This window comes from Paenarthrobacter sp. AB444 (assembly GCF_028736865.1).
In the GTDB taxonomy this organism is placed as follows: domain Bacteria; phylum Actinomycetota; class Actinomycetes; order Actinomycetales; family Micrococcaceae; genus Arthrobacter; species Arthrobacter nicotinovorans_B.
This window is the reverse complement of the sequence record NZ_JAQZBY010000011.1, coordinates 93,119-116,477: the sequence shown is the minus strand read 5'-3', so window position 1 is coordinate 116,477 and position 23,359 is coordinate 93,119. Positions and strand designations below refer to the sequence as shown.

Sequence of the window (23,359 nt, the reverse complement as noted above, 5' to 3'; positions counted from 1 at the left end):
CTGCACGAGGACTTTCAGCAGATCTGTTGACGACTATGTGATCTCCAACATACCATGGCAACAGTTCTAATATATTAGTTGACTAACAGTCGGCCACTACCCGTACCTCTAAGGAGAACACCATGGTTGCACCGTTGATCCGCCCGCTCGCCCAGGCGGACCCGGAGGTTGATCAGGCGATCGCCCAGGAACTGATCCGCCAGCAGTCCACGCTGGAAATGATCGCCTCTGAGAACTTCGCCCCTACGGCCGTCATGGAGGCCCAGGGCTCGGTGCTCACCAACAAGTACGCCGAGGGTTACCCGGGCAAGCGCTACTACGGCGGCTGCGAGCACGTGGACGTCATCGAGCAGCTCGCGATCGACCGTTTGAAGTCCCTCTTCGGAGCCGAATACGCAAACGTCCAGCCCCACTCCGGTGCCCAGGCCAACGCCGCAGCCATGCACGCGCTGATTACGCCCGGCGACACCATCATGGGCCTGAACCTGGCCCACGGCGGCCACCTCACCCACGGCATGCGGATCAACTTCTCCGGCAAGTTGTACAACGTGGTTCCATACAGCGTCCGCGAAGACACCCACACCATCGATATGGCCGAGGTGGAGCGCCTGGCTGTTGAGAACAAGCCGCAGCTGATCGTTGCAGGCTGGTCCGCTTACTCCCGCCAACTGGACTTCGCCGAGTTCCGCCGGATCGCCGACTCCGTTGGCGCGTACCTCATGGTGGACATGGCCCACTTCGCCGGCCTGGTCGCCGCGGGCCTGCACCCAAGCCCGGTCCCCCACGCCCACATCGTCACCAGCACCACGCACAAGACCCTCGGCGGTCCCCGCGGCGGCGTGATCCTGACCAACGACGCCGACATCGCCAAGAAGGTCAACTCGGCCGTCTTCCCCGGCCAGCAGGGCGGACCGCTGGAGCACGTGATCGCGGCCAAGGCCGTCGCTTTCAAGTTCGCCGCCGAGCCCGAGTTCAAGGAGCGCCAGGAGCGCGTCCTTGAAGGTTCCAAGATCATTGCTGACCGTCTCCTTAAGGAAGACGTCGCAGCAGCCGGCATCTCCGTCGTCAGCGGCGGTACCGACGTTCACCTGGTCCTCGTCGACCTCCGCAATTCCGAGCTCAACGGCCAGCAAGGTGAAGACGCACTGCACCACATCGGCATCACCGTGAACCGCAACGCCGTCCCGTTCGACCCCCGCCCGCCGATGGTCTCCTCCGGCCTCCGCGTCGGCACCCCGGCACTGGCCGCCCGCGGTTTCGGCGCCGAAGAGTTCACCGAAGTTGCAGACATCATTGCGACGGCGTTGATCGCCTCGGCGGCCAGCGGCACCCTGGGTGACCAGACCGCCGTCGAACTCCGCGGCCGCGTTACCGCACTCGCGGAGAAGTTCCCGCTTTACCCCCACCTCGGCAATGGTGCCGAATCCGTACTCGAAGCAGAAATGATTGGAGCAGCCCAGTGAGTGTCGACCACCTCCCCGAACACCCTGACTTCCTCTGGCGCAACCCGGAACCCAAAAAGTCCTACGACGCAGTGATCGTTGGCGGCGGCGGGCACGGCCTGGCCACCGCGTACTTCCTGGCCAAGAACCACGGCATGACCAACATCGCCATCCTGGAAAAGGGCTGGCTGGCCGGTGGCAACATGGCCCGCAACACCACCATCATCCGTTCCAACTACCTCTGGGACGAGAGCGCCGCCATCTACGAGCACGCCCTCAAGCTCTGGGAAATCCTGCCCGAGGAACTCGAGTACGACTTCCTGTTCAGCCAGCGCGGTGTCATGAACCTCGCCCACACGCTGGGTGATGTCCGCGAAAGCATGCGACGCGTCGGTGCCAACCGCCTCAACGGTGTGGACGCCGAATGGCTCGAGCCGGACCAGGTCAAGGAACTCTGCCCCATCCTGAACACCAGCGACAACATCCGCTACCCCGTCATGGGCGCCACGTACCAGCCGCGCGCAGGCATCGCCAAGCACGACCACGTTGCCTGGGCGTTCGCACGCAAGTGTGACGAGCTGGGCGTGGACATCATCCAGAACTGTGAAGTCACCGGCTTCATCAAGGACGGCAACCGCGTCACCGGCGTCAAGACCACCCGCGGCACCATCAACACGGAAAAGGTTGGCCTCGCAGCCGCTGGCCACAGCTCGGTGCTTGCCGAGATGGCCGGTTTCCGCCTCCCGATCCAGTCCCACCCGCTGCAGGCATTGGTCTCCGAACTGCACGAGCCCGTCCACCCGACGGTGGTCATGTCGAACCACGTGCACGTGTACGTCTCGCAGGCACACAAGGGCGAGCTGGTCATGGGTGCCGGCGTCGACTCCTACAACGGCTACGGCCAGCGTGGTTCCTTCCACGTGATCGAGGAGCAGATGGCAGCAGCCGTGGAGCTCTTCCCGATCTTCGCCCGGGCACACGTGCTCCGTACCTGGGGCGGCATCGTGGACACCACGCTGGACGCTTCCCCGATTGTCGGCGTGACCCCGGTGGAGAACATGTTCGTCAACTGTGGCTGGGGAACCGGTGGCTTCAAGGGAACCCCCGCAGCGGGCCTCACCTTCGCCCACACCATCGCCACGGGTGCACCGCACGAGCTCAACGCCCCGTTCGCACTGGAACGCTTCGAAACCGGTGCCCTCATCGACGAACACGGCGCCGCAGCCGTGGCCCACTAAGACAGGAAGGCAAGGACATGCTCCTCATTTCATGCCCCAACTGCGGGCCACGCGACGAAACCGAATTCCACTACGGCGGACAGGCACACGTCCCCTACCCGGAAAACCCGAACGACCTCTCGGACCGTGAATGGGCTGAATACCTGTTCTACCGCGAGAACACCAAGGGCACCTTCGCCGAGCGCTGGGTCCACAGCACGGGTTGCCGCCAGTGGTTCAACATGCTGCGCGACACCGTGAGCTATGACATCCACTCCATCTACGCGATGGGCTCACCGCGGCCGGACACCACCGGCCAATCAGCAGAAGGCCAAGCCGGCGGACCCGGCCTGGCCCCAGGCGCCCCCACCACAACCACCTCCCCGGAAGGAGCCCAGAAGTGAGCAGCCAGAACGCCCGCCTCGCTGCCGGCGGCCGCATCGATCGCAGCATCTCATGGCGCTTCACGGTGGACGGCCAGGAATTCACCGGCCACCCGGGAGACACCATTGCGTCAGCCCTGCTGGCCAATGGCCACATCAACGCCGGAAACTCCCTCTACGAGGACCGCCCCCGCGGCATCATGGCCGCTGGCGTGGAAGAGTCCAACGCCCTGGTCAAGATCGCACCCCGCTTCCCGGGCCACGTTGCCGAGTCGATGCTCCCGGCCAGCGCAGTTTCCCTGGTTGACGGCATGGACATTGAGCTCCTGTCCGGCCTGGGCAAGCTGGACCCCAACGAGGACAAGGCGGAGTACGACAAGAAGTACGTCCACACCGATGTCCTGGTTGTAGGCGGTGGCGTTGCCGGCTTGGCAGCAGCACGTGAAGCAGTCCGCACCGGCGCCCGCGTCATCCTGATCGACGACCAGCCTGAGCTTGGCGGCTCGCTGCTCTCCGGCTCCACGGCCCCCGGGCTGCAGGAAACCATCGAAGGCAAGCCCGCCCTCGAGTGGGTGGCAGACGTTGAGGCCGAACTCGTTTCCGCCGCCGAATGCACGGTCTTGAACCGGACCACGGCCTTCGGCTCTTACGATTCCAACTACGTCATCGCGGCCCAGAACCGCACGGATCACCTGAGCGTCCCGGCAGCCCCGGGCGTCTCGCGCCAGCGGATTTGGCACATCCGTGCTGCACAGGTAGTCCTTGCTCCCGGCGCCCACGAGCGTCCGTTGGTTTTCGAGAACAACGACCGCCCCGGCATCATGCTCGCCTCGGCAGCCCGCACCTACCTGAACCGCTACGCTGTGGCCGCCGGCTCGCGGGTCGTCATCAGCACCACCAACGACTCCGCTTACGCACTTGCCGCGGACCTGAAGGCAGCAGGCGTACCGGTTGCCGCCGTCGTCGATGCCCGTCCGCAGATCAGCGCGAAGGCCGCAGCCGCCGTCGAAAGCGGTATCCGGGTCCTGATCGGCAGCGCCGTGGCGGACACCAGCGCAGATGAGTCGGGTCGCCTGAACGGCGTCACCGTCCGCAGCATCAACGACGACGGCGAACTCACCTCGGGCGTCGAACAGCTGGCTGCCGATCTGCTCGCCGTTTCCGGTGGCTGGAGCCCCGTGGTCCACCTCCACAGCCAGCGCCAGGGCAAGCTGCGCTGGGATGACGAACTCGCAGCGTTCATCCCTTCCAGCAAGGTCCGTGACCAGCAGGTGGTGGGCGCAGGCCGTGGCAGCTACGAACTGCAGGATTGCCTGGCTGAGGGTATCTCCGCAGGTGCAGCCGCTTCGATCGCTGCCGGCTTCGAATCCGCAACCACTCCGTCGGAGCTGCAGGCCCCGGTAGCAAGTGCCCCAACCCGCCAGCTGTGGCTGGTGCCGGGCCAGACCGGCGAACCCGGCGAGTGGCACAACCACTTTGTCGACTTCCAGCGCGACCAGTCCGTGGCCGACGTCCTCCGCTCCACCGGAGCAGGCATGCGTTCGGTGGAACACGTCAAGCGGTACACCTCCATCAGCACGGCAAACGACCAAGGCAAGACCTCCGGCGTCAACGCGATCGGCGTCATCGCCGCAGCGCTCAAGCACGGCGGCGCGGACTCTGTTCCGGGCATCGGCGAGATCGGCACCACCGCATACCGTGCCCCGTTCACCCCGGTCGCCTTCGCAGCCCTGGCCGGCCGCCAGCGCGGCGAGCTCTTCGACCCCGCCCGCGTCACGTCCATCCACCCGTGGCACGTTGCCCAGGGTGCCCTGTTCGAAGACGTTGGACAGTGGAAGCGCCCCTGGTACTACCCGCAGGACGGCGAGGACATGGACACCGCGGTACTGCGCGAGTGCGCCGCAGTCCGCGACTCCGTGGGCTTCATGGACGCCACCACCCTCGGCAAAATCGAGATCCGTGGCAAGGACTCCGGTGAGTTCCTGAACCGTGTCTACACCAACGCGTTCAAGAAGCTCGCACCGGGTTCGGCCCGCTACGGCGTCATGTGCACGCTGGACGGCATGATCTTCGACGACGGCGTGACCCTGCGCCTGGACGAAGACACCTACTTCATGACCACCACCACCGGTGGCGCAGCCAAGGTCCTGGACTGGCTGGAAGAGTGGCACCAGACGGAGTGGCCGGAACTCGATGTGGTCTTCACCTCCGTGACGGAGCAGTGGAGCACCATCGCCGTCGTCGGTCCCAAGTCCCGGGCAGTCCTCGCGAAGGTTGCGCCGCAGCTGGCCGAAAACGGTGGCCTCGAAGCCGAAAACTTCCCGTTCATGACGTTCCGCGAGACCACCTTGGCCTCCGGAGTGCAGGCCCGCGTCTGCCGGATCTCGTTCTCCGGCGAACTGGCCTACGAAATCAATGTGCCGTCCTGGTACGGCCTCAACACCTGGGAAGCCGTTGCTGCCGCTGGTGCCGAGTTCAACATCACCCCCTACGGCACCGAAACCATGCACGTGCTCCGCGCCGAGAAGGGCTACCCGATCGTCGGCCAGGACACCGATGGCACGGTCACTCCGCAGGACGCCGGCATGGACTGGATTGTTTCCAAGGCCAAGGACTTCATCGGCAAGCGTTCCTACCTCCGCCAAGACGCCAGCCGCGAGGACCGCAAGCACCTGGTGAGCGTCCTTCCGGCCGACCACTCGCTGAGGCTTCCCGAAGGCACCCAGCTCGTGGAGAAGGGCATCGCGGTCAACCCCGCCAACGGCCCCGTTCCCATGGAAGGCTTCGTGACCTCGAGCTACCACAGCGCCGCCCTTGGCCGTTCCTTCGGCCTGGCGCTGATCCAGAACGGCCGCAACCGCATCGGTGAGACGCTCCAGGCATCCCTGGGCGACCAACTGGTGGACGTGGTTGTTGGCGAAACCGTACTTTTTGATGCTGAAGGGACCCGCAAAGATGGCTGAAACAGCAGCACCCGCAGAAATCGTGAGCAGCCTCCGGGGCGCCCGCCGCAGCCCGGCAGAGCACCTCAGTGACGCATTCACCTCCGGTTCCGTTCCCGGAACGGTCACCCTCACGGAGATCCCGTACCAGACCATGGTGGGCGTGCGCGTCGACAGGAGGTCCGACGCCGGTGCCCGGGTTGCGTCCGTGACCGGCGGCTTGCCTGCCGCCAGCGGTGAGGTAGTAGTCTCCGGTGCAACCAGCACCATTTGGCTCGGCCCCACCGAGTTCCTGGTAGTGGCCCCCGAGGAGTCCCACGATTCGCTGGGTGGCTCCCTGGTGGGCGACCTGACCACTGCCTTGGGCAGCGACTCCGGCCAGGTGGTGGATCTTTCCGCCAACCGCACCACGTTCGAGCTCTCCGGCAGCCACGCCCGTGCAGTGCTGGAAAAGACGTGCTCCCTGGACCTCCACCCCCGCGTCTTCAAAGCCGGGACGGCCCTTTCCACGGAACTCGCACACATCCCGGTGGTGCTCTGGAAGACCTCGGACGAGTCCTACCGGATTCTTCCCCGGGCCTCGTTCGCCGACTTCCTTGGCCGCTGGATCCTGGACGCCATGCGGGAGTACGCATCCCCTGAGGTCCCGTAATGGCACTGAGTGTGCTCGACCTGTTTTCCGTGGGCATCGGGCCGTCATCGTCACACACGGTGGGCCCGATGCGCGCGGCAAAGCAGTTCACGGATGGTCTTGAATCGTCCGGCCAGCTTCCGGCCACGGTGCGCGTCCAGGCTGAGCTTTTCGGCTCCCTGGGCGCCACCGGCCGGGGCCACGGCTCGGACAAAGCCGTGGTGCTGGGACTGCAGGGGCACTCCCCCGAGACCGTGGACACCCGCACCGCGGATGACCAGGTTGCGGCAGCCGCCCTCGACGCCGAATTGCGGCTCGGCGGCGACCACCGGGTGGACTTCAACTGGGATGAGGACGTCGTCCTCCACCGCCGCAAGTCCCTTCCGGCCCACCCCAACGGCATGACTTTCCGCGCCCTGGACCACACAGGGACGGTACTGCGGGAACGCAGCTACTACTCCATTGGCGGTGGCTTCGTGGTGGATGGGGATGCCTCCGGCGCCGACAAGGTCGTCGCGGACGACACCGTCCTGCCCTACCCCTTCTCCACCGCTGATGAGCTGCTGGCCATCTGCGAACGCGAGGGTAAGTCGATCTCGGACATCATGCTGGCCAACGAACTGGTGTGGCGTTCCGAGGAAGAGCTTCGGGAGCGGCTCCTGGGTATCTGGGCCGTCATGCGCGAATGCGTGGACAACGGCTGCTCAGCCGAGGGCATCCTGCCGGGAGGCCTGAAGGTCAGGCGACGGGCGCCGTCGTTGTTCAAGAAGCTGTCCGAAACCGACGCCGACCTGAACGGCGCAAACTCAGCCGACCCGCTCCTCGCCATGGAATGGGTCAACCTGTTCGCCCTTGCCGTGAACGAGGAAAACGCCGCCGGTGGACGGATCGTCACCGCGCCCACCAACGGGGCAGCCGGCATCGTTCCGGCCGTGCTGCACTACTACACCAAGTTCGTTCCGGGAGCCAACGACGACGGCGTCGTGCGGTTCCTGCTGGCGGCGGCCGCCGTCGGGATTCTGTTCAAGATCAACGCATCCATTTCAGGTGCCGAAGTGGGCTGCCAAGGTGAGGTAGGTTCTGCCTGTTCCATGGCAGCCGCGGGCCTGTGCGAAGTCCTGGGCGGGACTCCGGAACAAGTGGAGAACGCCGCAGAAGTGGGCATCGAGCATAACCTCGGCCTCACCTGCGATCCCGTAGGCGGTCTCGTGCAGATCCCGTGCATCGAGCGGAACGCCATTGCCAGTGTCAAGGCGATCAACGCTGCCCGCCTTGCCCTGCACGGCGACGGCAGCCACAAAGTCTCCCTGGACAAGGCCATCAAGACCATGCGGGAGACCGGCGCCGACATGAAATCCAAGTACAAAGAGACCTCCCGTGGAGGCCTCGCCGTCAACGTAGTGGAGTGCTGACCATGACTGCCATACAAACTGAACCCGCCGTTTCTTCCAGCGGGGACACCACCGTGGAGCACGTCCTGACCCTGGACTGCCCCGAAGGACCGGGCATTGTGCACGCAGTCTCCGGCTTCCTGCTGGAGCACGGGTGCGACATCATCGACAACAAGCAGTTCGGTGATCGCGCCGAGGGCCACTTCTTCATGCGCGTCCACTTCGCCTCCTCCGGGGACGAGTCCACGCTGGAGACCCTGCGTACCGCGTTCTGCCCGGTCGGCGAGAAGTACGGCATGAACTGGCAGCTTGAACGCCAGGGATCCAAGCGGCGCGTGCTCATCATGGTGTCCAAGTTCGGACACTGCCTGAACGACCTCTTGTTCCGAGCGCGTATCGGTGAATTGCCCATCGATGTGGTGGGCGTCGTGTCCAACCACACCGACCACCAGGGTTTGGCCGAATGGCACGGAATCCCGTTCTTCCACATCCCTGTAACCGCAGCCACGAAGCCCGCCGCCGAAGGTCGCTTGCTGGAGATCATCGACGAGCTGGACGTTGAGCTGGTGGTGCTTGCCCGCTACATGCAGGTCCTCAGCGATGATCTGGCACGCAAGCTCGATGGCCGCGCCATCAACATCCACCACTCGTTCCTGCCGAGCTTCAAGGGTGCCAAGCCCTACCACCAGGCATACGCGCGTGGCGTGAAGACAGTCGGTGCCACAGCCCACTACGTCAACGGCGAACTGGACGAAGGTCCCATCATCGCCCAGCAGGTAGTGGAAGTGGACCACACGTTCGGGCCGGACGATCTCGTAGCCGCCGGCCGGGACACTGAATGCAAGGCCCTCAGCAACGCCGTTCGCTGGCACTGCGAAGGACGGATCATCCTCAACGGGAACAGGACGATCGTGCTGAAGTAGGTCCTTGCTTGCACGCCGAGATGGCATTTAATGACAATCCGAGTGCCTCGCATTGTCATTAAATGCCATCTCGCGGTGGGGGGAAGTGGGGGTTACATCCGCGCCAACCGCGTCGCGAGATGCAGCGCGGCCAGGCGGCCCGTACCCCGAGGATCACCCCCGCAGAGCTCGAAGATCCGTTGCAGCCGGTGATGCATTGACTGCCGTTCCAGATGCAGTTCGCGTGCCGCTTGCGCCGTGTTGCATCCGGTGTCCAGCCATACCGACAACGTCCTCATCAGCTCGGACTTCTTCAGGCGGTCATGGTCGACGACGGCACCCAACTGCCGCTGCACAAAGGCTTCGCGGGTGGTCGGGTCAAGCGAACCGGCGGCGAGGAGTTCCACGGCGAGGATGTCAGCGTCCACTACGCCTGTTCCCGATCCCTCTTCCGTTCCTGACACCGTGAGTTCAAGCGCGCTGCGGGCTTCGGTGAGGGACCATGGCGCCTCTCCGATACCCCTGCCCAACGGGCCAACAGCAATCACAGATCCCACCGGCACGTCCAAACCGCGCAGGGCCTGCACCAAGGCCTGACGCTGGGAACTTCCGCCAGCCACGGATGCCAGCGCAATCAGCTCAGCATTGTTGGCATAGCTGGCGCTGTGGGGCACACACTCCCGGAGCAGCGCATCCAGGGCGGGACGCAGATGCCCCGCACCCGTGGACCGGATCACCATGGCTGCCACGTCTCCACCGACGGTAAATCCCGACGCCGGACCCAGCTGCTGCAACTGCCACTGCTGGCTTCCGGAGTTGATGGCCCGCATGAGCTCGATACCCGCCAATTCCTTCAGGCCCGGGGGCATCCGTTGGAGCAGCGCCAACCCGAGAATGTCCACGGCCCGTTCTCCGGCCACGCGCGCCAGGGCGTTGTCGCCGCCGTCGGGCACTTGCAGGTCGAGCCTGGCCGCAAGCACGCCGCGCACTGGCACGTCCACGGAGGTGACGTCGCCGGCGTCGTCGAAGGAACCGGCGGCCCCGAGCGTCAGGCCCGACGGCGACAACAGCCGCGCGCCCGCACCTGTCTTTTCCGCCAGGACACCCAAGAGCTGGTCGAGGCCGGCGCCATGGGCCAGTTCAGCGGCCATTGCGTGGCTGGCCTGATCACCACGTTGGAGGTATTCCACGGATTCGCTCACGAGGAGTGAGTTGATTTCCTGCATCACGCCAACGAACGGGACCACCTTGCGCAGTTCGATCAGCGGGAGGCCGGCAGCCTCGGCGACCTCCACCATGGCGGCTGGAACTACAGGAAGTGCCGGCCCGGTTTCCAGTGCCAGCGCGGCTATCCCGCGCCCGGCCAATTCCCGCACGTAGTCAGACTGCCGTTCTTCTCCCGCGACCGCGAGCGCCTGCCCGCCGCTGAGGAGCAGTTCCCCGCCGCTGAGCAGAGGAGCGATATCCAGTACTTCGCTTGAGTGCACCCACCTGACGGGTCTTTCGAGAGCCCCAGGGACCTGGTTGAGCAAAAGCGGGTCGGCGGCTTTGAGGCTTGCATACTCCAAAGCAGCACGCAGGAGGATTGGCATGACACTCCGTATGATGGTTGGCATTTCGTTTAGACACATCGTATCTTGTTGCTGTGATCTGACGCACATACGCTGGGAGAGTCCCTTTCACACACGGAGGCTCTCCTCATGCAAGACAACCTCTCCCCCGCGTCTTCCACCCCATCCCATGCGGGCTCGGCGCAGTCAGGTCCGGCAACGGCGCCGGGCCATGACAGCGAAGCCTGGCTCCAGCCCATCCCCGAGTCCGACCGCACCCGCAAAGTTTCCGGACAATTCTGGATCTGGGCCGGCGCCAACCTCGCCCCGATCAACTGGGTCCTGGGTGCACTTGGCATTCATCTGGGCCTCGGCTTCGCCGACACGGTGATCGTCCTGGCCCTGGGAAACCTGATCGGCATGCTGCTGTTCGGCTGTTTCGTCCTCCTGGGCCAGAAGACCGGAGCCACCGGCATGGTCCTGGCCCGTGCTGCCTTCGGCCGACGCGGCAACTACCTTCCCGCGGCCATCCAGGCCCTCCTGGTGATCGGCTGGTGCGCCGTCAACACGTGGATCATCCTGGATCTGGTGATGGCCCTCTTCGGCACCCTTGGCTGGGTCGATCCGGACGCCAAGAACTATGCCTGGAAAATCGGCGTCGCGACGGCCATCATGGCTGCGCAAGTGGCCATCGCCTGGTTCGGCTACAAAGCCATCGCAGCCTTTGAGAAGTGGACGGTTCCGCCAACCATCCTCATCCTCGCCGTCATGTCAGCTGTTGCCTGGTTCGGCATGAAGATCGACTGGGGCTACGCGGGCCCGGCGGGCAACATCCTGCAAGGCTCGGAGCGGATCGCCGCCATGAGCGCCGTCATGACTGCAATTGGCATCGGCTGGGGCATCACCTGGTTCACCTACGCCGCCGACTACTCACGGTTCGTCAGCACCGCGGTTCCCAAGCGCAAGGTCTACCTTGCCTCGGTGCTTGGCCAGTTCATTCCCGTTGTGTGGCTCGGCGTCCTTGGGGCAAGCCTGGCAACGAACAGCGGCGAGATCGACCCCGGCAAGCTGATCGTGCAGAACTTCGGCGTCATGGCGTTGCCTGTCCTGCTCATGGTGCTGCACGGACCCATCGCCACGAACATCCTCAACATCTACACCTTCTCCGTGGCGACGCAGGCCCTGGACATCAAGATCAGCCGCCGCAAGCTCAACCTGTTCGTCGGCGTCTTCTCGCTCATCGCCGTCGTGTTCTTCATCTTCCAGGAGGACTTCGCAGCGGTGCTCGATGCCTGGCTGATCGGCCTGGTGGCGTGGGTAGCCGCTTGGGGTGGGGTCATGCTGGTGCATTACTTCTGGCTGGACCGTCGCTGGCCAGCCAAGGTGGACCGCCTCTTCGACCCCGTCGGCACGCACCGGTTGCCGGTGGTCAACTGGGCAGGAATCGTCTCGCTCCTGGCGGGCATCTTCTCCACCTGGCTGTTCATGTACGGCCTGGTACCCGCCATGCAAGGACCGATCGCTGTTGCCCTGGGCGGCTGGGACCTCTCCTGGCTCGCCGGCGGACTCACCAGCGCCATCGTGTATGCAGTCCTCGGCCCCCGGGCGCACAAGAAGTACCTTTTGGCCGACTCAAACCACGTATCAGTCACTCAGCCTGCACCCGCGCCGGCCGTTGAAAGGACCACCGCATGAACCAGCCCGCTTACGCTGATTCACTCCACCCGATCACTTGGCCTTCCGGATACAAGGCTGCGGCGTCCTTCACTTTCGACGTCGACGCGGAGTCCTGCACCATCGCCCACGATCCCTCCAGCACCAGGCGCATGTCCCTCATGAGCCACCAGTCGTACGGCCCGAAGATCGCTGTTCCACGCTTGCTGCAGATCCTGGACCGCCAGGACATCAAGGCAACGTTCTTCATCCCGGGCTTCACGGCGGAAAGCTACCCGGATGTCGTGCGCAGGATCGCCGATGGGGGTCACGAGATCGCCCATCACGGCTACCTCCACGAGCCCATGCAGGGAATCGACGCCGCCACGGAGGCCAGCTACCTGGACCGGGGCCTTGAAGCGTTGGCCAGCGTCGCCGGCGTCCAACCCGTTGGTTACCGCGCACCGTGGTGGGAGTTGAACTGGCAGTCGCCGGCGCTCCTTGCGGACCGTGGCTTCCTTTACGATTCGAGCCTGCTCGACGGCGATGCGCCCTATCGCCTGTCCGTCGCCGAAGACGACTCCCGCGACATCGTGGAGATCCCCGTGGACTGGGCACTGGACGACTGGGAGCAGTACGGCTTCTACCCCGGCGTCACGGGCAGCGGCGTTATCGAGAGTCCAGCCAAGGCGCTGGAGATGTGGACCCTCGAAGCGCAGGCTCACCACTCCCAAGGCAGCTGCTTTGTCCTGACGAACCACCCGTTCATTTCAGGCAGGCCATCCCGTGCCGTGGCACTGGAGCAGCTGATTGAACGGGTCAAGGATCTGGATGGCATGTGGGTGACCACCCTTGCGGAGATCGCGCAGCACACCAAGGACACCGTGCAGGACATCCACACTCATGCCCGGATCGACGTCCCGCTCTTCCCCGGCGCGGGGGCAACGTTCCGCCCGGCACGGGTTCAAGTGCCCACTCTCCACTAAGCCCAGCGTCGAGATGGCATTTGATGACAGTCCGCCGGCGCGGGATTGTCATTAAGTGCCAACTCGGCGGGCCGTCAGGGGCCGCCGTACACAGCCTCCACCCAGACGCCGATGATCCACGTACTCGCGGCGGCGCAGGCCAGGGCAAACTCCACCAGCATGCCGATGCCCGTTGCTTTGAGCGCCGCCCCGCTTGAGCGCAGGGCGGCCTTGAAGTTCCGGGTCCGTTGAACCTCACTCAGCAGGAGCCCGACGGCGAAACCCACGAACAGCCCCACCACCGGGATAACGAACATTCCCACTACCCCGAGGACAATCCCGATCAACACCGACCTGTTGGGGATTCCGTGCTGTTTCATCTTGCGCCCGGTCAACACGGCGCTGGCGGCCATCCCTGCCACGACAAACACCATGCCGATGGCGAAGATCACCCAGCCCATCGGCCCGGCACCACCCCAGATAGCCCACACCAGGAGGCTGGCGCCGATGAGGATGCTGCCCGGCAACACGGGAATGATGGTTCCGACCACGCCCACGGCGATGGCCAGGCCACACAGGATGGTCACGATAAGTTCGGCGTTCATGGCCCCAAGTCTATGAGCCGCCTTTCCATCGACTTCCAACAAGAGCGACGGCGACGCTCCCCAGCACGGGAGGCGTCGCCGTCGTCGGTCTTGCTTTGGTAGCCGCTACTCGGTGACTGCAGCAGCAACAGCCGCGGTGACCGCAGGTGCCACGCGGGCGTCCAGCGGGCTCGGCACGATGTAGTCAGCGGAGAGGTCTTCGGCGGCCAGCTCGGCAATGGCGTTGGCTGCGGCGATCTTCATGGCCGGCGTGATCCGGCGTGCCTTGGCGTCGAGTGCGCCGCGGAAGATGCCGGGGAAGGCCAGGACGTTGTTGATCTGGTTCGGGAAGTCACTCCGGCCCGTGGCAACAACGGCCGCATACTTCTGCGCAACCTCGGGCAGGACTTCCGGGTCCGGGTTGGACAGGGCGAAGACGATCGACTGCTCGTTCATGAGCTTCAGGTGCTCTTCGTCCAGCTTGGAGGAGGAGACACCGACGAACACGTCAGCGCCCGTCAGTCCCTCGCCCGGGCCGCCGGTGACGCCGCGAGGGTTGGTGCGCTGGGCCATGCGGGCCTTGACGCTGGTGGGGTCGGCGGCGAGGTCGGCGCGCTCGGCGTTGACCACACCCTTGGAGTCAAGGAGGATCACGTCCTCGATGCCGACAGCCAAGAGGATCTCGGCGATGGCGATACCTGCGGCGCCGGCGCCGGAGACAACTACCTTCAGGCCCTTGAGCTCGCGGTTGGTCACCTTGGCCGCGTTGGTCAGGGCAGCGAGAACCACGACGGCGGTACCGTGTTGGTCATCGTGCATGACGGGGCAGTCGAGGGCTTCGATGAGGCGCTCTTCGAGTTGGAAGCAGCGGGGTGCGGAGATGTCCTCAAGGTTCACTGCGCCGAAGCTCGGGCGGAGGCGGACCAGGGTCTCGATGATCTCGTCCACATCCGTGGTGTTCAGGACCAGCGGAATGGAGTCGAGGTCGCCGAAGGACTTGAACAGAGCGGACTTGCCCTCCATGACCGGGAGTGAGGCGCTCGGGCCGATGTTGCCAAGGCCAAGCACGGCAGTGCCATCGCTGACCACGACAACAAGGCGCTCAGCCCAGGTGTGGGTGCGGGCGAGCTTGGGGTCGGCGTGGATGGCACGGCTCACCTGGGCCACACCAGGGGTGTAGGCGATGGAGAGGTCACGCTTGTTGTTCAGAGGAACGGTGCTGGAAACGGTCAGCTTGCCGCCCTCATGGGCTGCGAAGATCTCTTCTTCGCTCAGTACCAGGGCGTCGTTATCAGTTGCAATTGTCTCGATGGACACGTCTTTGTCTCCTCAGGCTAGCCGTGGACCCACGGCATGGTTCGGGCAGGAACAGAACTGCTGTGCGGACCAAGGGTGGCTGGTCCGGCGTTGCTTCTGCAGATAGGGGGCTGCTAGCCGCTTCGGTAGTTCCAGCCTAGGGAGGCGCGAGGGGTACAAGATTCAATACCAAAAGAGACGATTCGAGAGTAAAACGTTCAACCACGGCTAATTGTGAGCTACGTCATGCCAGAAACCGTGTTTTCGGCTGTCTGCGGTCTAGACCACTGCGGCATTTTCCGCGCGGTTATTCGCCGGTCATGAGGGAGCAGGCCCTCTTCAAGTCCTTCTCGGCTTCAAACAACGACAACCTGCGGCAACGGACTGCCTGTACCAATCCACTGACCAGGTGCAGCAGGATCCTGGCCTTCACGGTGTCCTTGCCGGTGTCATTGCTCAGGGAGCCCACGACTTCCTGCGACAGGGCATCGACTTCACGCAGGAGCTGGGCCGTATCGTCGTCCTTGCCGGCCGGGCGGATCAGGCAGTGCTCCACACCCGGTTGCATCACCCGAAGGTGGAAGATCTCCATCATCAAACCGGCCAACGCGTGGCCTTTGCCCCCGCGCTGATGGACGCCGTCCCGCAACTCACGGAGCTGCTGCCTGTAGACCGCAAGCATCAGATGCGCAGTGGAAGGGAAGTAGCGGTACAAGGTTCCCAGCGGGACGTCGGCGCGGGCAGCAACATCGGAAAGGCTCAACGTATCGAACTGCCGCTGGGCAAAGCCCTCCGCCGTTTTCAGGATGCGGGCATAGCGGAGCTGCTGCCGCGGGGTGGTGGGCGCGGCAGCCATACGGGGGAGCCCCGTGGTCAGGTCAAGGGAGTACGGTTCCAGTGAGTTGGTTACGGGCATTTCCGGCGATCTCTTGGCAGGCTGACAAGGAAGCGGCCGGCGGCGTGAAAGACCCGCGGCTGGCCGATCGCATCAATGATACGGGAGCAACATGACCGTTCCCTGAGAGTCGCCGAGGAGGCCAGGCAGCGGCCCATCCCGGAAATCGCGCCCCGCCCGCATACACTTTCATGCAGGTTCAGACCCACAGGAGGAACGTATGGGGACATTACGACGCCGGATGGCAGCAGCGCTGCTGACCGCCACAGTGGCGGCCATGGCACTCAGCCCGTTGTCGGCGTCGGCGGCTCCCAGCAATGGACCCGACCCCGTAGTCAACGGTCAAGCGTTCGTGGGCAAGCAGCTGACCGCGGACATCGGCCCGTACACCTACTACGGTTGCGGAGGTGGCAAAGGACCCGACTACTCAATCTATTGGACCAGGGACGGCTTCCTCGTAGCCGGCGAAACGGCGCCCAGCTACAGGCTCGAAGGCGACGACACCGGTTCGCGGATGGCAGTACACGTCACGGCAAGCAAAACCGCGTGCGGCGGTGAATCCCTGCACAGCGCCGAGACCAGGCCGGTCGGGGCCGTGAACCGCGCGGCAGGATTCACCGGCCGCAGCTTCGAACTGCTGACCCGGGCTAACGACGGTTCGCTGCTCCTGTATGGCCGCACCGGCGCTGCGTGGGACGCGCCCCGCACTGTGGGCTACGGCTTCAACATCTTCAATACCGTCTCCTCCCCCGGCGACTTCGACGGAGACGGTAAAAGCGACATGATGGTTCGTGATTCCGCGGGGGGCCTCTACCTCTTCAGCGGTGACGGCGCGGGCGGATGGAAGCCGGCACGCGCCATCGGCAACGGTTGGAACATTTTTGATGCCATCATCAGCCCCGGCGACTTCAACGGCGACGGCAACAACGACATCCTCGCAAGGGAACCAGGCGGCACCCTGTATCTGTATCCCGGCAACGGCGCCGGAGGCTGGTTGCCAAGAACCGCCGTCGGAACCGGTTGGAACGTGATGAACGCCTTGGTGACGCCCGGCGATTTCAACGGCGACGGCAATGTGGACCTGCTGGCGCGCGACAGTAACGGGTACCTGTTCATTTACACGGGCAACGGCGCCGGCGGCTGGTCGCGGTCCTGGATGATCGGAGTCGGCTGGAACGCGCTCAAATACGTGGGGGCTGCCGGCGACTTCAACGGCGATGGTTTCCCCGATGTCTACGGAGTTGACCAGCAGGGCCGCCTGCTGGCGTATTACAGCGACGGGCGGGCCGGCTGGAAGGGCTCCGAGGCCGTAGGCGCAGGCTTCGGCTGGTTCACAGCAATCTTCTAGAAAACTCCGAACGTTGTACCACTAACCCCATAAAAGTCTGGGGAGGACACAATGTACGCTCCATCACGCCTGGGGTCTGGCGTGCGTCGAGCGGTTGCCGCAACAGTGGCTGCGATGGTCGCAGCCGTACTTGCGGGGCCCGCGCCCGCCATGGCCACCATGGATCCGGAACCGCCAGTCATCACCGGTGCTCCGTTTGTCGGATCCACCCTCACCGTCACATGGGATCCCTACGCCTACAAAGGGTGCGGCGCCGGAGCTGGCCCCGACACCCGGATCTATTGGACCAGGGACGGCGAAGTAGCTACTGACCACCCCACATGGCCCAACTACGTCCTGGGCGAGGAAGACCGCGGAAAGACCATCGCAGCGCACCTCGTGGCCGCTTATCCGTGTGAAGACATGGAAGTAGCCAGCGCGGAGACCGCGCCCATCTCCGACTCCAACCGGCCCAACGGCTTTACGAGCCGGGGAGCCTTCGAACTGCTTGCACGCCGATCCGACGGCGCCCTCCTCATGTACCCGCGGCTAAACAACAGCTGGGAACCCGCCCGAACCGTCGGCGTTGGATGGAATATCTTCCCCACCGTCCTGGCACCCGGCGACTTCGACGGCGACGGCAACAATGACGTCCTGGGCAGGGATTCGGCAGGCGGCCTCTACCTCTACAGCGGCAACGGTGCCGGCGGTTGGAACGGTCCCCGCAAGGTCGGGACGGGATGGAACATCTTCAACTCGCTGCTGGCCCCTGGCGACTTCAACAGCGACGGCACCAACGACATCATGGCCCGCGACGCCAACGGAGTCCTCTACCTCTACCCCGGCGACGGACACGGCGGCTGGCTGCCGCGGACCGTGATTGGCCAAGGCTGGAACGCACTGGATGCGATCATCACCCCGGGCGACTTCGACGGCGACACCAACGTGGACATCATGGGCCGCGACTCTGCCGGCAATCTCAGGCTTTACAGCGGCAACGGCGTGGGGGGCTGGAATGGCATGGCCGTGGTCGGCCAGGGCTGGGGCGGCATGAGCAAGATCGGCAGCGCAGGCGACATCAACAGTGACGGAAAGCTGGACGTCTTTGCCGTGGACAGCTCCGGACAACTGCGGGCCTACTACGGCAACGGTTCCGCCGGATGGGCGGGAAGTGCCGTGGTCGGCTGGGGCTGGGGCGGGTTCACGGACCTGTTCTAGCTTTCGGTTTTGAGGGCCCCGTACGGAGACATCCATACGGGGCCTTCGCCATAAATGGGCACCCTCTATGCCAGCGCTCCTGCAGGCGGTAGTGTCATCCCAATTGATCTCTATCGGCCATCTCAGCGCCGCCTTATTTCTTGGGGGAATCCTTGGGTCTTAACCCTGTCCTGCGCGTGCCCGCGCGCCGCAGTCCTCGACGACTGCTTGCACTTCTCACCGCTCCATTGGTTGCCGCAGGCTTGTTGGCCTCGGTGTTGCCGGCTTCCGCGGCGACTGACGCACCGGCGAATTCCGCAGTCGGCTCCACCGCCGCAACGAACGCCGGCCTCGAAACGGCGAATGCCATGCCTATCGAAGCAACACCCCGGTCAAAGGGCTTCGACGGCGACGGCACCTTCGATCTGTTCGCCCGCGACAACGCCGGTCGCTTGCTCCTCTACCCCACCGACGGACGAGGCAATTGGCAGGCCCCGCGGGTGATCGGCAATGGCTGGCATATCTACAACCTTCTGGTTTCGCCCGGAGATTTCGACGGCGACGGCACAGTCGACGTCATGGGCCGCGATGGTTACGGACGGCTTTTCCTTTACCAGGGCAATGGCGCCGGCGCTTGGAAGCAGGCCTTCCAGATCGGCCAAGGCTGGCAGGGTTTCGTCAACCTCATCGCCCCCGGTGACCTGAACGGCGATGGTACCAACGACATCCTTGCCCAGGATGCAGCCGGCAACGTGACCCTCTACCCGGGAAACGGGCGGGGCGGTTGGCTCGCACCAAGTAAGGTCTCCTCGGCGTGGCAGGGACTTGATGCTGTCGGAGCGGGACATTTCTATGGCACGCCCGAGGCAGTGGTTCTTACCCGCCCCTTCTGGGGTGATCTGCAGGTCCGCTCATCTCCGCGCAACGGTCTCTTCTTTGAATACGGTCATCCCAGCGGCTACGACGGCGTCATTGGGAGGGGCTTTGAGGTGCTCACCCGTTTTGGGGTTGCCGGTGATTTCAATGGAGATGGCTACAACGACGTTTACGGCATCAGCCCGAACGGCCTGCTGACGATGTACCTCGCCGATCCCTCCGGCTTCAGCAGCCACGGCATCTATGGCTTCAAGTGGAAAGGGCAGCCGGTAGTGGGCAGCGGCTGGAACGTCATGAACTACGTCTTCTAGGCCTACTCGACGCTCTTGATCTTCACCACGAACACAGCGCCCAGAAGCCCGATGACTGCGGCGGCTACGTACAGCGAGACGTAGCCGCCCCAGTACTGGACGAACACAAAGGCGATCGCCGGGGCGATCACCTGGGGCAACGAGTTCGCGATGTTGATGACACCCAGGTCCCGGCCGCGGTCCAAAGCCGTGGGCAGGACCTGGGTGATCAGCGCGAAGTCCACCGCCAGGTAGGCCCCAAAGCCGATGCCAAGTACGGCCGCCCCGGCAAGCCCGCCGATCCACGTCGGAGCGAAGGCAAGAATCAACGACGCCGCAGCAATGATGACCGACGACGCTATGACCAAGGGCTTCCGCTTTCCCATCCGGTCACTGACCCGCCCACCCAGGACACTGGTGATGATGACCATGACGGCGTAAAGCCCTGTCAAAACCAGCACACCGAACTCGGGCTCGATCCCTTGCGTTTCCTTGAGGCGCACAATGTCGCTGAGGAAGAAAAGCAGATACAGGGTGATCATGTGGTTGCCCGTGCTGACCAGCAACCGCGTAAGCCAGGCCCATCCAAAGTCCGGGTAGCGCTTCGGCGAAACCCAGAAACCCTTGACGAACTGCCACAGGCTGAACGGCGGCCGCTCCTGCGGCGGGAGGGGCTGGTCATCGCTCTTGAAGAGATAAAGCACGACGCCGGCGAGCAGCGCCGCTGCGCACACCCAGTACCCTGCGGCAAAGTTCCCGGCCACGACGGCGGCGATCACCGCGCCTACGAGGATACCCACTGTTTGGCCCATGGCGGCCAGGCCACCAACAGTTCCGCGCTGCGATACTGGGACCCTGTCCGGGACGGCGGCGGTGATGGCCGAATACATGGCATTGGCCCCGGCCTGCACCAGGCACCACAGAACAGTCATCACAGCCACGTTGGGCGCACCGGCCAGGGCAACCAGGGCCACGGCGCCGAGGATGGCACCCATGAGCACCCAAGGAACGCGCCGGCCGAAACGGGACGTGGTCCGATCACTGAAGGCACCGAACAAGGGGTTCGCCACCATGGAGACTGCAGCGCCACAACCGGTGACCAAGGCCAGGATTGCTTCCTTCTGGCCTTCGTCGAAGTGGGCTGCCTGCTGGCCCAGGAGGACTTGGAGGGGGCCAAAGAACGCGGCGTTGATGCCCAGGTTGACCAGTACCACTCCGGTAATCCACAAGGGCCTGACGCGGGCAACAGGTTCAGCAAGGGCCGTACCTCCGGCACGGACTACAGCAGGATCCGGCACCGGCCCCGGAAGGTCGGACAAGGTCATGGCAGTTTCCCCCTCATTTTGTGTGTGGATTCAGCCTAACGCGGCGCAGTGACAGCTGAACCGCGGTGGCGTCGTTTATCCACATAGCTCGAAATACGCACGGTCCGGGTCGCATCGACGCGTTAGTGTGGCCTCAAACCACTTGGAAGGAGCACCATGAGCGAGCAGATAAATACGGCCGATCTCTACGACGAGCGCGGCGAGGAATTGGAGTCTCTTGCCATCCAGTTCCACAACCTCGGGGGCCACACCCACTTCAGCGGTCCTGCCCGGACGATCCGGTGCCTCGAAGACAATGCGTTGGTGAAATCTGTCCTGGGCACTCCGGGCGAGGGCGCCGTCCTGGTCGTTGACGGCCAAGGTTCCCTCCGCACTGCCCTCATGGGGGACATGATCGCTGACAGCGCCGTCGAAAACGGCTGGGCAGGGGTGATCATCAATGGCGCCATCCGGGACCGCGAAGCGATTGCCCGGTTGCCCCTGGGTGTCAAAGCCCTTGGAAGCAACCCTCGGAAGAGCGCAAAGACGGGTGCCGGGGAGCTCGACGTCGAACTTGTGATCGATGGTGTCCGCATCCGGCCAGGTGCCATGATCTACAGCGACCCGGACGGCATCCTGCTCGAGCGCTGACTCTGCCAGGGCGTCTTGGAGGGTCCAGCAGAAGAAATAATTCCCGCCGGGAATGAACTGGGCGTTAGGATAGTTACTGAAAGCAACTATCCTGCTTAATCCCACTTTTCTGCCATCTCTGGAGAAGATATGTCCAATTCCACGCCCGTTCGGGCCGCTGGTGAAGTCCTGACCCATCGTCAGACACTCACCGTCATGGTGGGACTCATGCTCGGCATGTTCCTGTCCTCGCTGGACCAGACCATCGTGTCGACGTCCATCTACACCATCGCCAACGACCTCGACGGCCTGTCACTTCAGGCGTGGGCCACCACGGCGTACCTCATCACCTCCACGGTCAGCACGCCCTTGTACGGCAAGCTCAGCGATATCTTCGGCCGGCGGCCCTTGTACCTCACCGCCATCCTGATCTTCCTGGCCGGCTCGCTGTACGCGGGGTCCGTGCACTCAATGACCGAACTCGCCATCGCACGCGGCATCCAGGGCCTGGGCGCCGGCGGCCTCCTGGCGCTGGCCCTGACCATCATCGGTGACATCGTCGCCCTGAAGGACCGCGCCAAGTACCAGGGCTACTTCATGTCGGTTTTCGGCATCTCCTCTGTTCTGGGCCCGGTCATTGGCGGCGCCTTCGCAGGTTCTTCGAACATCCTGGGCTTCGACGGCTGGCGTTGGGTCTTCTTCATCAACCTTCCCATTGGCCTCGCGGCGCTGGTAGTGGTCTTCCTGTACCTGCACCTGCCGGCCAGGCACGTCAAGCAGAAGATCGACTACTGGGGCGCCGCTGCCATCACGTTGGCCATTGTTCCGCTGCTTCTGGTGGCAGAGCAGGGACGCACGTGGGGCTGGGCTTCGGCTGGATCCTGGATTTGCTACGGCCTTGGCGTCATCGGCATCGTGGCCTTCCTCCTGGCCGAGCGGCGCGCAGGTGACTACGCCCTGATCCCGTTGCGGCTCTTCAAGAACTCCACCTTCGGCCTCTCCTCGCTGCTGAACTTCATCATCGGTATCGGCATGTTTGGCGCCATCGCAATGCTGCCCATGTACCTGCAGCTCGTGAAGGGCCTGACGCCCACCGAGGCCGGCCTGATGATGATCACGTTCACCGTGGGCATCCTCTTCGGGTCCATCTCCGCCGGACGCACGATTTCCTCATCGGGCGTCTACCGGATCTTCCCGATCCTTGGTACTGCGATCCTGGCTGGTGCAGCCACAGTGATGGGCTTGGTCCTGGGAGTCGACACCGGGCTATGGGTTCCCGGCCTGATCGCCGTGTTCTTCGGCGTAGGACTCGGCTTCTGCATGCAGCCGCTGACCCTCGCCATGCAGGTTTCCGTTCCTCCAAAGGACATGGGCGTCGGCACGTCCACCGCCGCGTTCTTCCGCTCCATGGGCGGCGCCGTAGGAACAGCAGTATTCATCTCCATGCTGTTCAGCACGGCTGCTGACAAGATCGCCGACGGCATGAAAAACGCTGTATCGAGCCCGGACTACCAGGCAGTCATGCGGGATCCCGCTGTGGCTTCGGACCCGGCGAACGCCAAGCTGTTCGACTTCTTCAAGAACGGTGCCAACAACGATTCGTTGAACGACACCAGCTGGTTGCACGCGGCCAACAGCACGCTCACCAGGCCGATCACCGAAGGCTTCGCACAGGCAATCGACGTGGTGATGCTGACCGCCGCAGGCCTGATGATCGTGGCCTTCCTGATCAGCTTTGCTCTGCCGAACAAGAAGCTCACGGATCCCAAGGCTGCTGCCAAGGATTCAGTTCCGGCGCACTAGCTAACCGCGGTTCCATGCGACATACGCCCTGACGGCGGCCCTTGGGGATGTCACCATCCTCAAGGGCCGTCGTCGTGCGTT

The 23,359-nt window shown here is 64.1% G+C and carries 19 protein-coding genes; 14 read left to right on the top strand and 5 right to left on the bottom strand.

Going from position 1 to position 23,359, the window contains the following annotated elements; translation table 11 throughout:
* Nucleotides 1-122 precede the first annotated feature (122 nt).
* Genes glyA through purU form a run of 7 tightly spaced genes read left to right on the top strand, consistent with a single transcriptional unit; the run spans nucleotide 123 to nucleotide 8,929 of the window.
* Nucleotides 123-1,463, top strand: a complete 1,341-nt coding sequence (gene glyA / locus PQ627_RS14525; RefSeq protein ID WP_274262119.1) for a serine hydroxymethyltransferase — start codon at nucleotides 123-125, stop codon at nucleotides 1,461-1,463.
* Nucleotides 1,460-2,680: a sarcosine oxidase subunit beta family protein gene (locus PQ627_RS14520; RefSeq protein ID WP_262276374.1), complete on the top strand. Its 1,221-nt coding sequence runs from the start codon at nucleotides 1,460-1,462 to the stop codon at nucleotides 2,678-2,680. The genes glyA and PQ627_RS14520 overlap by 4 nt, the downstream gene beginning before the upstream one ends.
* 17 nt (nucleotides 2,681-2,697) lie before the next feature.
* On the top strand, nucleotides 2,698-3,063 hold the full coding sequence (locus tag PQ627_RS14515; protein ID WP_274262115.1) for a sarcosine oxidase subunit delta: 366 nt from the start codon (nucleotides 2,698-2,700) through the stop codon (nucleotides 3,061-3,063).
* Nucleotides 3,060-6,005 carry a sarcosine oxidase subunit alpha family protein gene (locus tag PQ627_RS14510; RefSeq protein WP_274262114.1) on the top strand — a complete coding sequence of 982 codons (2,946 nt, stop codon included), beginning with the start codon at nucleotides 3,060-3,062 and terminating at the stop codon, nucleotides 6,003-6,005. Before PQ627_RS14515 ends, PQ627_RS14510 begins: the two co-directional genes overlap by 4 nt.
* Nucleotides 5,998-6,636: a sarcosine oxidase subunit gamma gene (locus PQ627_RS14505; RefSeq protein WP_274262111.1), complete on the top strand. Its 639-nt coding sequence runs from the start codon at nucleotides 5,998-6,000 to the stop codon at nucleotides 6,634-6,636. Before PQ627_RS14510 ends, PQ627_RS14505 begins: the two co-directional genes overlap by 8 nt.
* Nucleotides 6,636-8,027, top strand: coding sequence for an L-serine ammonia-lyase (locus PQ627_RS14500; protein WP_144662192.1), 1,392 nt, complete (start codon nucleotides 6,636-6,638; stop codon nucleotides 8,025-8,027). The genes PQ627_RS14505 and PQ627_RS14500 overlap by 1 nt, the downstream gene beginning before the upstream one ends.
* A gap of 2 nt (nucleotides 8,028-8,029) precedes the next feature.
* Complete coding sequence (gene purU / locus PQ627_RS14495; protein ID WP_274262109.1) at nucleotides 8,030-8,929, top strand: formyltetrahydrofolate deformylase; 900 nt, start codon at nucleotides 8,030-8,032, stop codon at nucleotides 8,927-8,929.
* 92 nt (nucleotides 8,930-9,021) lie between these two features.
* Here purU and PQ627_RS14490 read toward each other — a convergent pair whose 3' ends face one another.
* The gene (locus PQ627_RS14490; protein WP_274262106.1) at nucleotides 9,022-10,500 is read right to left on the bottom strand and encodes a helix-turn-helix domain-containing protein; all 1,479 of its coding nucleotides are present in this window, start codon (nucleotides 10,498-10,500) and stop codon (nucleotides 9,022-9,024) included.
* Nucleotides 10,501-10,608: 108 nt separating this feature from the next.
* Here PQ627_RS14490 and PQ627_RS14485 point away from each other — a divergent pair, with 108 nt between their 5' ends.
* Nucleotides 10,609-12,153 (top strand): purine-cytosine permease family protein, encoded by a 1,545-nt coding sequence (locus PQ627_RS14485; protein ID WP_274262104.1) that lies wholly within the window; start codon nucleotides 10,609-10,611, stop codon nucleotides 12,151-12,153.
* Nucleotides 12,150-13,097, top strand: coding sequence for a polysaccharide deacetylase family protein (locus PQ627_RS14480; RefSeq protein WP_274262101.1), 948 nt, complete (start codon nucleotides 12,150-12,152; stop codon nucleotides 13,095-13,097). Before PQ627_RS14485 ends, PQ627_RS14480 begins: the two co-directional genes overlap by 4 nt.
* Before the next feature lie 74 nt (nucleotides 13,098-13,171).
* On the opposite strand, the gene PQ627_RS14475 is transcribed toward PQ627_RS14480, so the two are convergent.
* The 3 genes from PQ627_RS14475 to PQ627_RS14465 form a co-directional block, all read right to left on the bottom strand.
* On the bottom strand, nucleotides 13,172-13,681 hold the full coding sequence (locus PQ627_RS14475) for a DUF456 domain-containing protein (protein WP_144662182.1): 510 nt from the start codon (nucleotides 13,679-13,681) through the stop codon (nucleotides 13,172-13,174).
* A 105-nt stretch (nucleotides 13,682-13,786) separates the two neighbouring features.
* The gene (locus PQ627_RS14470; protein ID WP_274262099.1) at nucleotides 13,787-14,977 is read right to left on the bottom strand and encodes an NAD(P)-dependent malic enzyme; all 1,191 of its coding nucleotides are present in this window, start codon (nucleotides 14,975-14,977) and stop codon (nucleotides 13,787-13,789) included.
* A gap of 286 nt (nucleotides 14,978-15,263) precedes the next feature.
* The gene (locus PQ627_RS14465; protein ID WP_144662178.1) at nucleotides 15,264-15,872 is read right to left on the bottom strand and encodes a TetR/AcrR family transcriptional regulator; all 609 of its coding nucleotides are present in this window, start codon (nucleotides 15,870-15,872) and stop codon (nucleotides 15,264-15,266) included.
* 199 nt (nucleotides 15,873-16,071) lie between these two features.
* Between PQ627_RS14465 and PQ627_RS14460 the strand changes: the two genes are divergently transcribed.
* From PQ627_RS14460 to PQ627_RS14450, 3 genes are all read left to right on the top strand, one after another.
* Nucleotides 16,072-17,199, top strand: coding sequence for an FG-GAP repeat domain-containing protein (locus tag PQ627_RS14460; RefSeq protein ID WP_274262096.1), 1,128 nt, complete (start codon nucleotides 16,072-16,074; stop codon nucleotides 17,197-17,199).
* A gap of 114 nt (nucleotides 17,200-17,313) precedes the next feature.
* Nucleotides 17,314-18,396 carry an FG-GAP-like repeat-containing protein gene (locus tag PQ627_RS14455; protein ID WP_274262094.1) on the top strand — a complete coding sequence of 361 codons (1,083 nt, stop codon included), beginning with the start codon at nucleotides 17,314-17,316 and terminating at the stop codon, nucleotides 18,394-18,396.
* Between the two features lie 152 nt (nucleotides 18,397-18,548).
* Nucleotides 18,549-19,562, top strand: coding sequence for an FG-GAP repeat domain-containing protein (locus tag PQ627_RS14450; RefSeq protein ID WP_274262092.1), 1,014 nt, complete (start codon nucleotides 18,549-18,551; stop codon nucleotides 19,560-19,562).
* 2 nt (nucleotides 19,563-19,564) lie between these two features.
* Here the strand turns inward: PQ627_RS14450 and PQ627_RS14445 are convergent, their stop codons facing one another.
* The gene (locus PQ627_RS14445; protein ID WP_274262090.1) at nucleotides 19,565-20,866 is read right to left on the bottom strand and encodes an MFS transporter; all 1,302 of its coding nucleotides are present in this window, start codon (nucleotides 20,864-20,866) and stop codon (nucleotides 19,565-19,567) included.
* 156 nt (nucleotides 20,867-21,022) lie between these two features.
* Here PQ627_RS14445 and rraA point away from each other — a divergent pair, with 156 nt between their 5' ends.
* On the top strand, nucleotides 21,023-21,496 hold the full coding sequence (gene rraA, locus PQ627_RS14440; RefSeq protein WP_274262088.1) for a ribonuclease E activity regulator RraA: 474 nt from the start codon (nucleotides 21,023-21,025) through the stop codon (nucleotides 21,494-21,496).
* Between the two features lie 129 nt (nucleotides 21,497-21,625).
* Nucleotides 21,626-23,278, top strand: a complete 1,653-nt coding sequence (locus PQ627_RS14435; RefSeq protein WP_274262086.1) for an MDR family MFS transporter — start codon at nucleotides 21,626-21,628, stop codon at nucleotides 23,276-23,278.
* Nucleotides 23,279-23,359: the final 81 nt, after the last annotated feature.

What these genes read in the sequence shown, in the direction of transcription:
- glyA (WP_274262119.1), top strand. Translation starts at nt 123, where the DNA reads ATGGTTGCACCGTTGATCCGCCCGCTCGCCCAGGCGGACCCGGAGGTT.
- PQ627_RS14515 (WP_274262115.1), top strand. Translation starts at nt 2,698, where the DNA reads ATGCTCCTCATTTCATGCCCCAACTGCGGGCCACGCGACGAAACCGAA.
- PQ627_RS14505 (WP_274262111.1), top strand. Translation starts at nt 5,998, where the DNA reads ATGGCTGAAACAGCAGCACCCGCAGAAATCGTGAGCAGCCTCCGGGGC.
- PQ627_RS14500 (WP_144662192.1), top strand. Translation starts at nt 6,636, where the DNA reads ATGGCACTGAGTGTGCTCGACCTGTTTTCCGTGGGCATCGGGCCGTCA.
- purU (WP_274262109.1), top strand. Translation starts at nt 8,030, where the DNA reads ATGACTGCCATACAAACTGAACCCGCCGTTTCTTCCAGCGGGGACACC.
- PQ627_RS14490 (WP_274262106.1), bottom strand. Translation starts at nt 10,500, where the DNA reads ATGCCAATCCTCCTGCGTGCTGCTTTGGAGTATGCAAGCCTCAAAGCC.
- PQ627_RS14485 (WP_274262104.1), top strand. Translation starts at nt 10,609, where the DNA reads ATGCAAGACAACCTCTCCCCCGCGTCTTCCACCCCATCCCATGCGGGC.
- PQ627_RS14480 (WP_274262101.1), top strand. Translation starts at nt 12,150, where the DNA reads ATGAACCAGCCCGCTTACGCTGATTCACTCCACCCGATCACTTGGCCT.
- PQ627_RS14475 (WP_144662182.1), bottom strand. Translation starts at nt 13,681, where the DNA reads ATGAACGCCGAACTTATCGTGACCATCCTGTGTGGCCTGGCCATCGCC.
- PQ627_RS14465 (WP_144662178.1), bottom strand. Translation starts at nt 15,872, where the DNA reads ATGCCCGTAACCAACTCACTGGAACCGTACTCCCTTGACCTGACCACG.
- PQ627_RS14460 (WP_274262096.1), top strand. Translation starts at nt 16,072, where the DNA reads ATGGGGACATTACGACGCCGGATGGCAGCAGCGCTGCTGACCGCCACA.
- PQ627_RS14455 (WP_274262094.1), top strand. Translation starts at nt 17,314, where the DNA reads ATGGTCGCAGCCGTACTTGCGGGGCCCGCGCCCGCCATGGCCACCATG.
- PQ627_RS14445 (WP_274262090.1), bottom strand. Translation starts at nt 20,866, where the DNA reads ATGACCTTGTCCGACCTTCCGGGGCCGGTGCCGGATCCTGCTGTAGTC.
- rraA (WP_274262088.1), top strand. Translation starts at nt 21,023, where the DNA reads ATGAGCGAGCAGATAAATACGGCCGATCTCTACGACGAGCGCGGCGAG.
- PQ627_RS14435 (WP_274262086.1), top strand. Translation starts at nt 21,626, where the DNA reads ATGTCCAATTCCACGCCCGTTCGGGCCGCTGGTGAAGTCCTGACCCAT.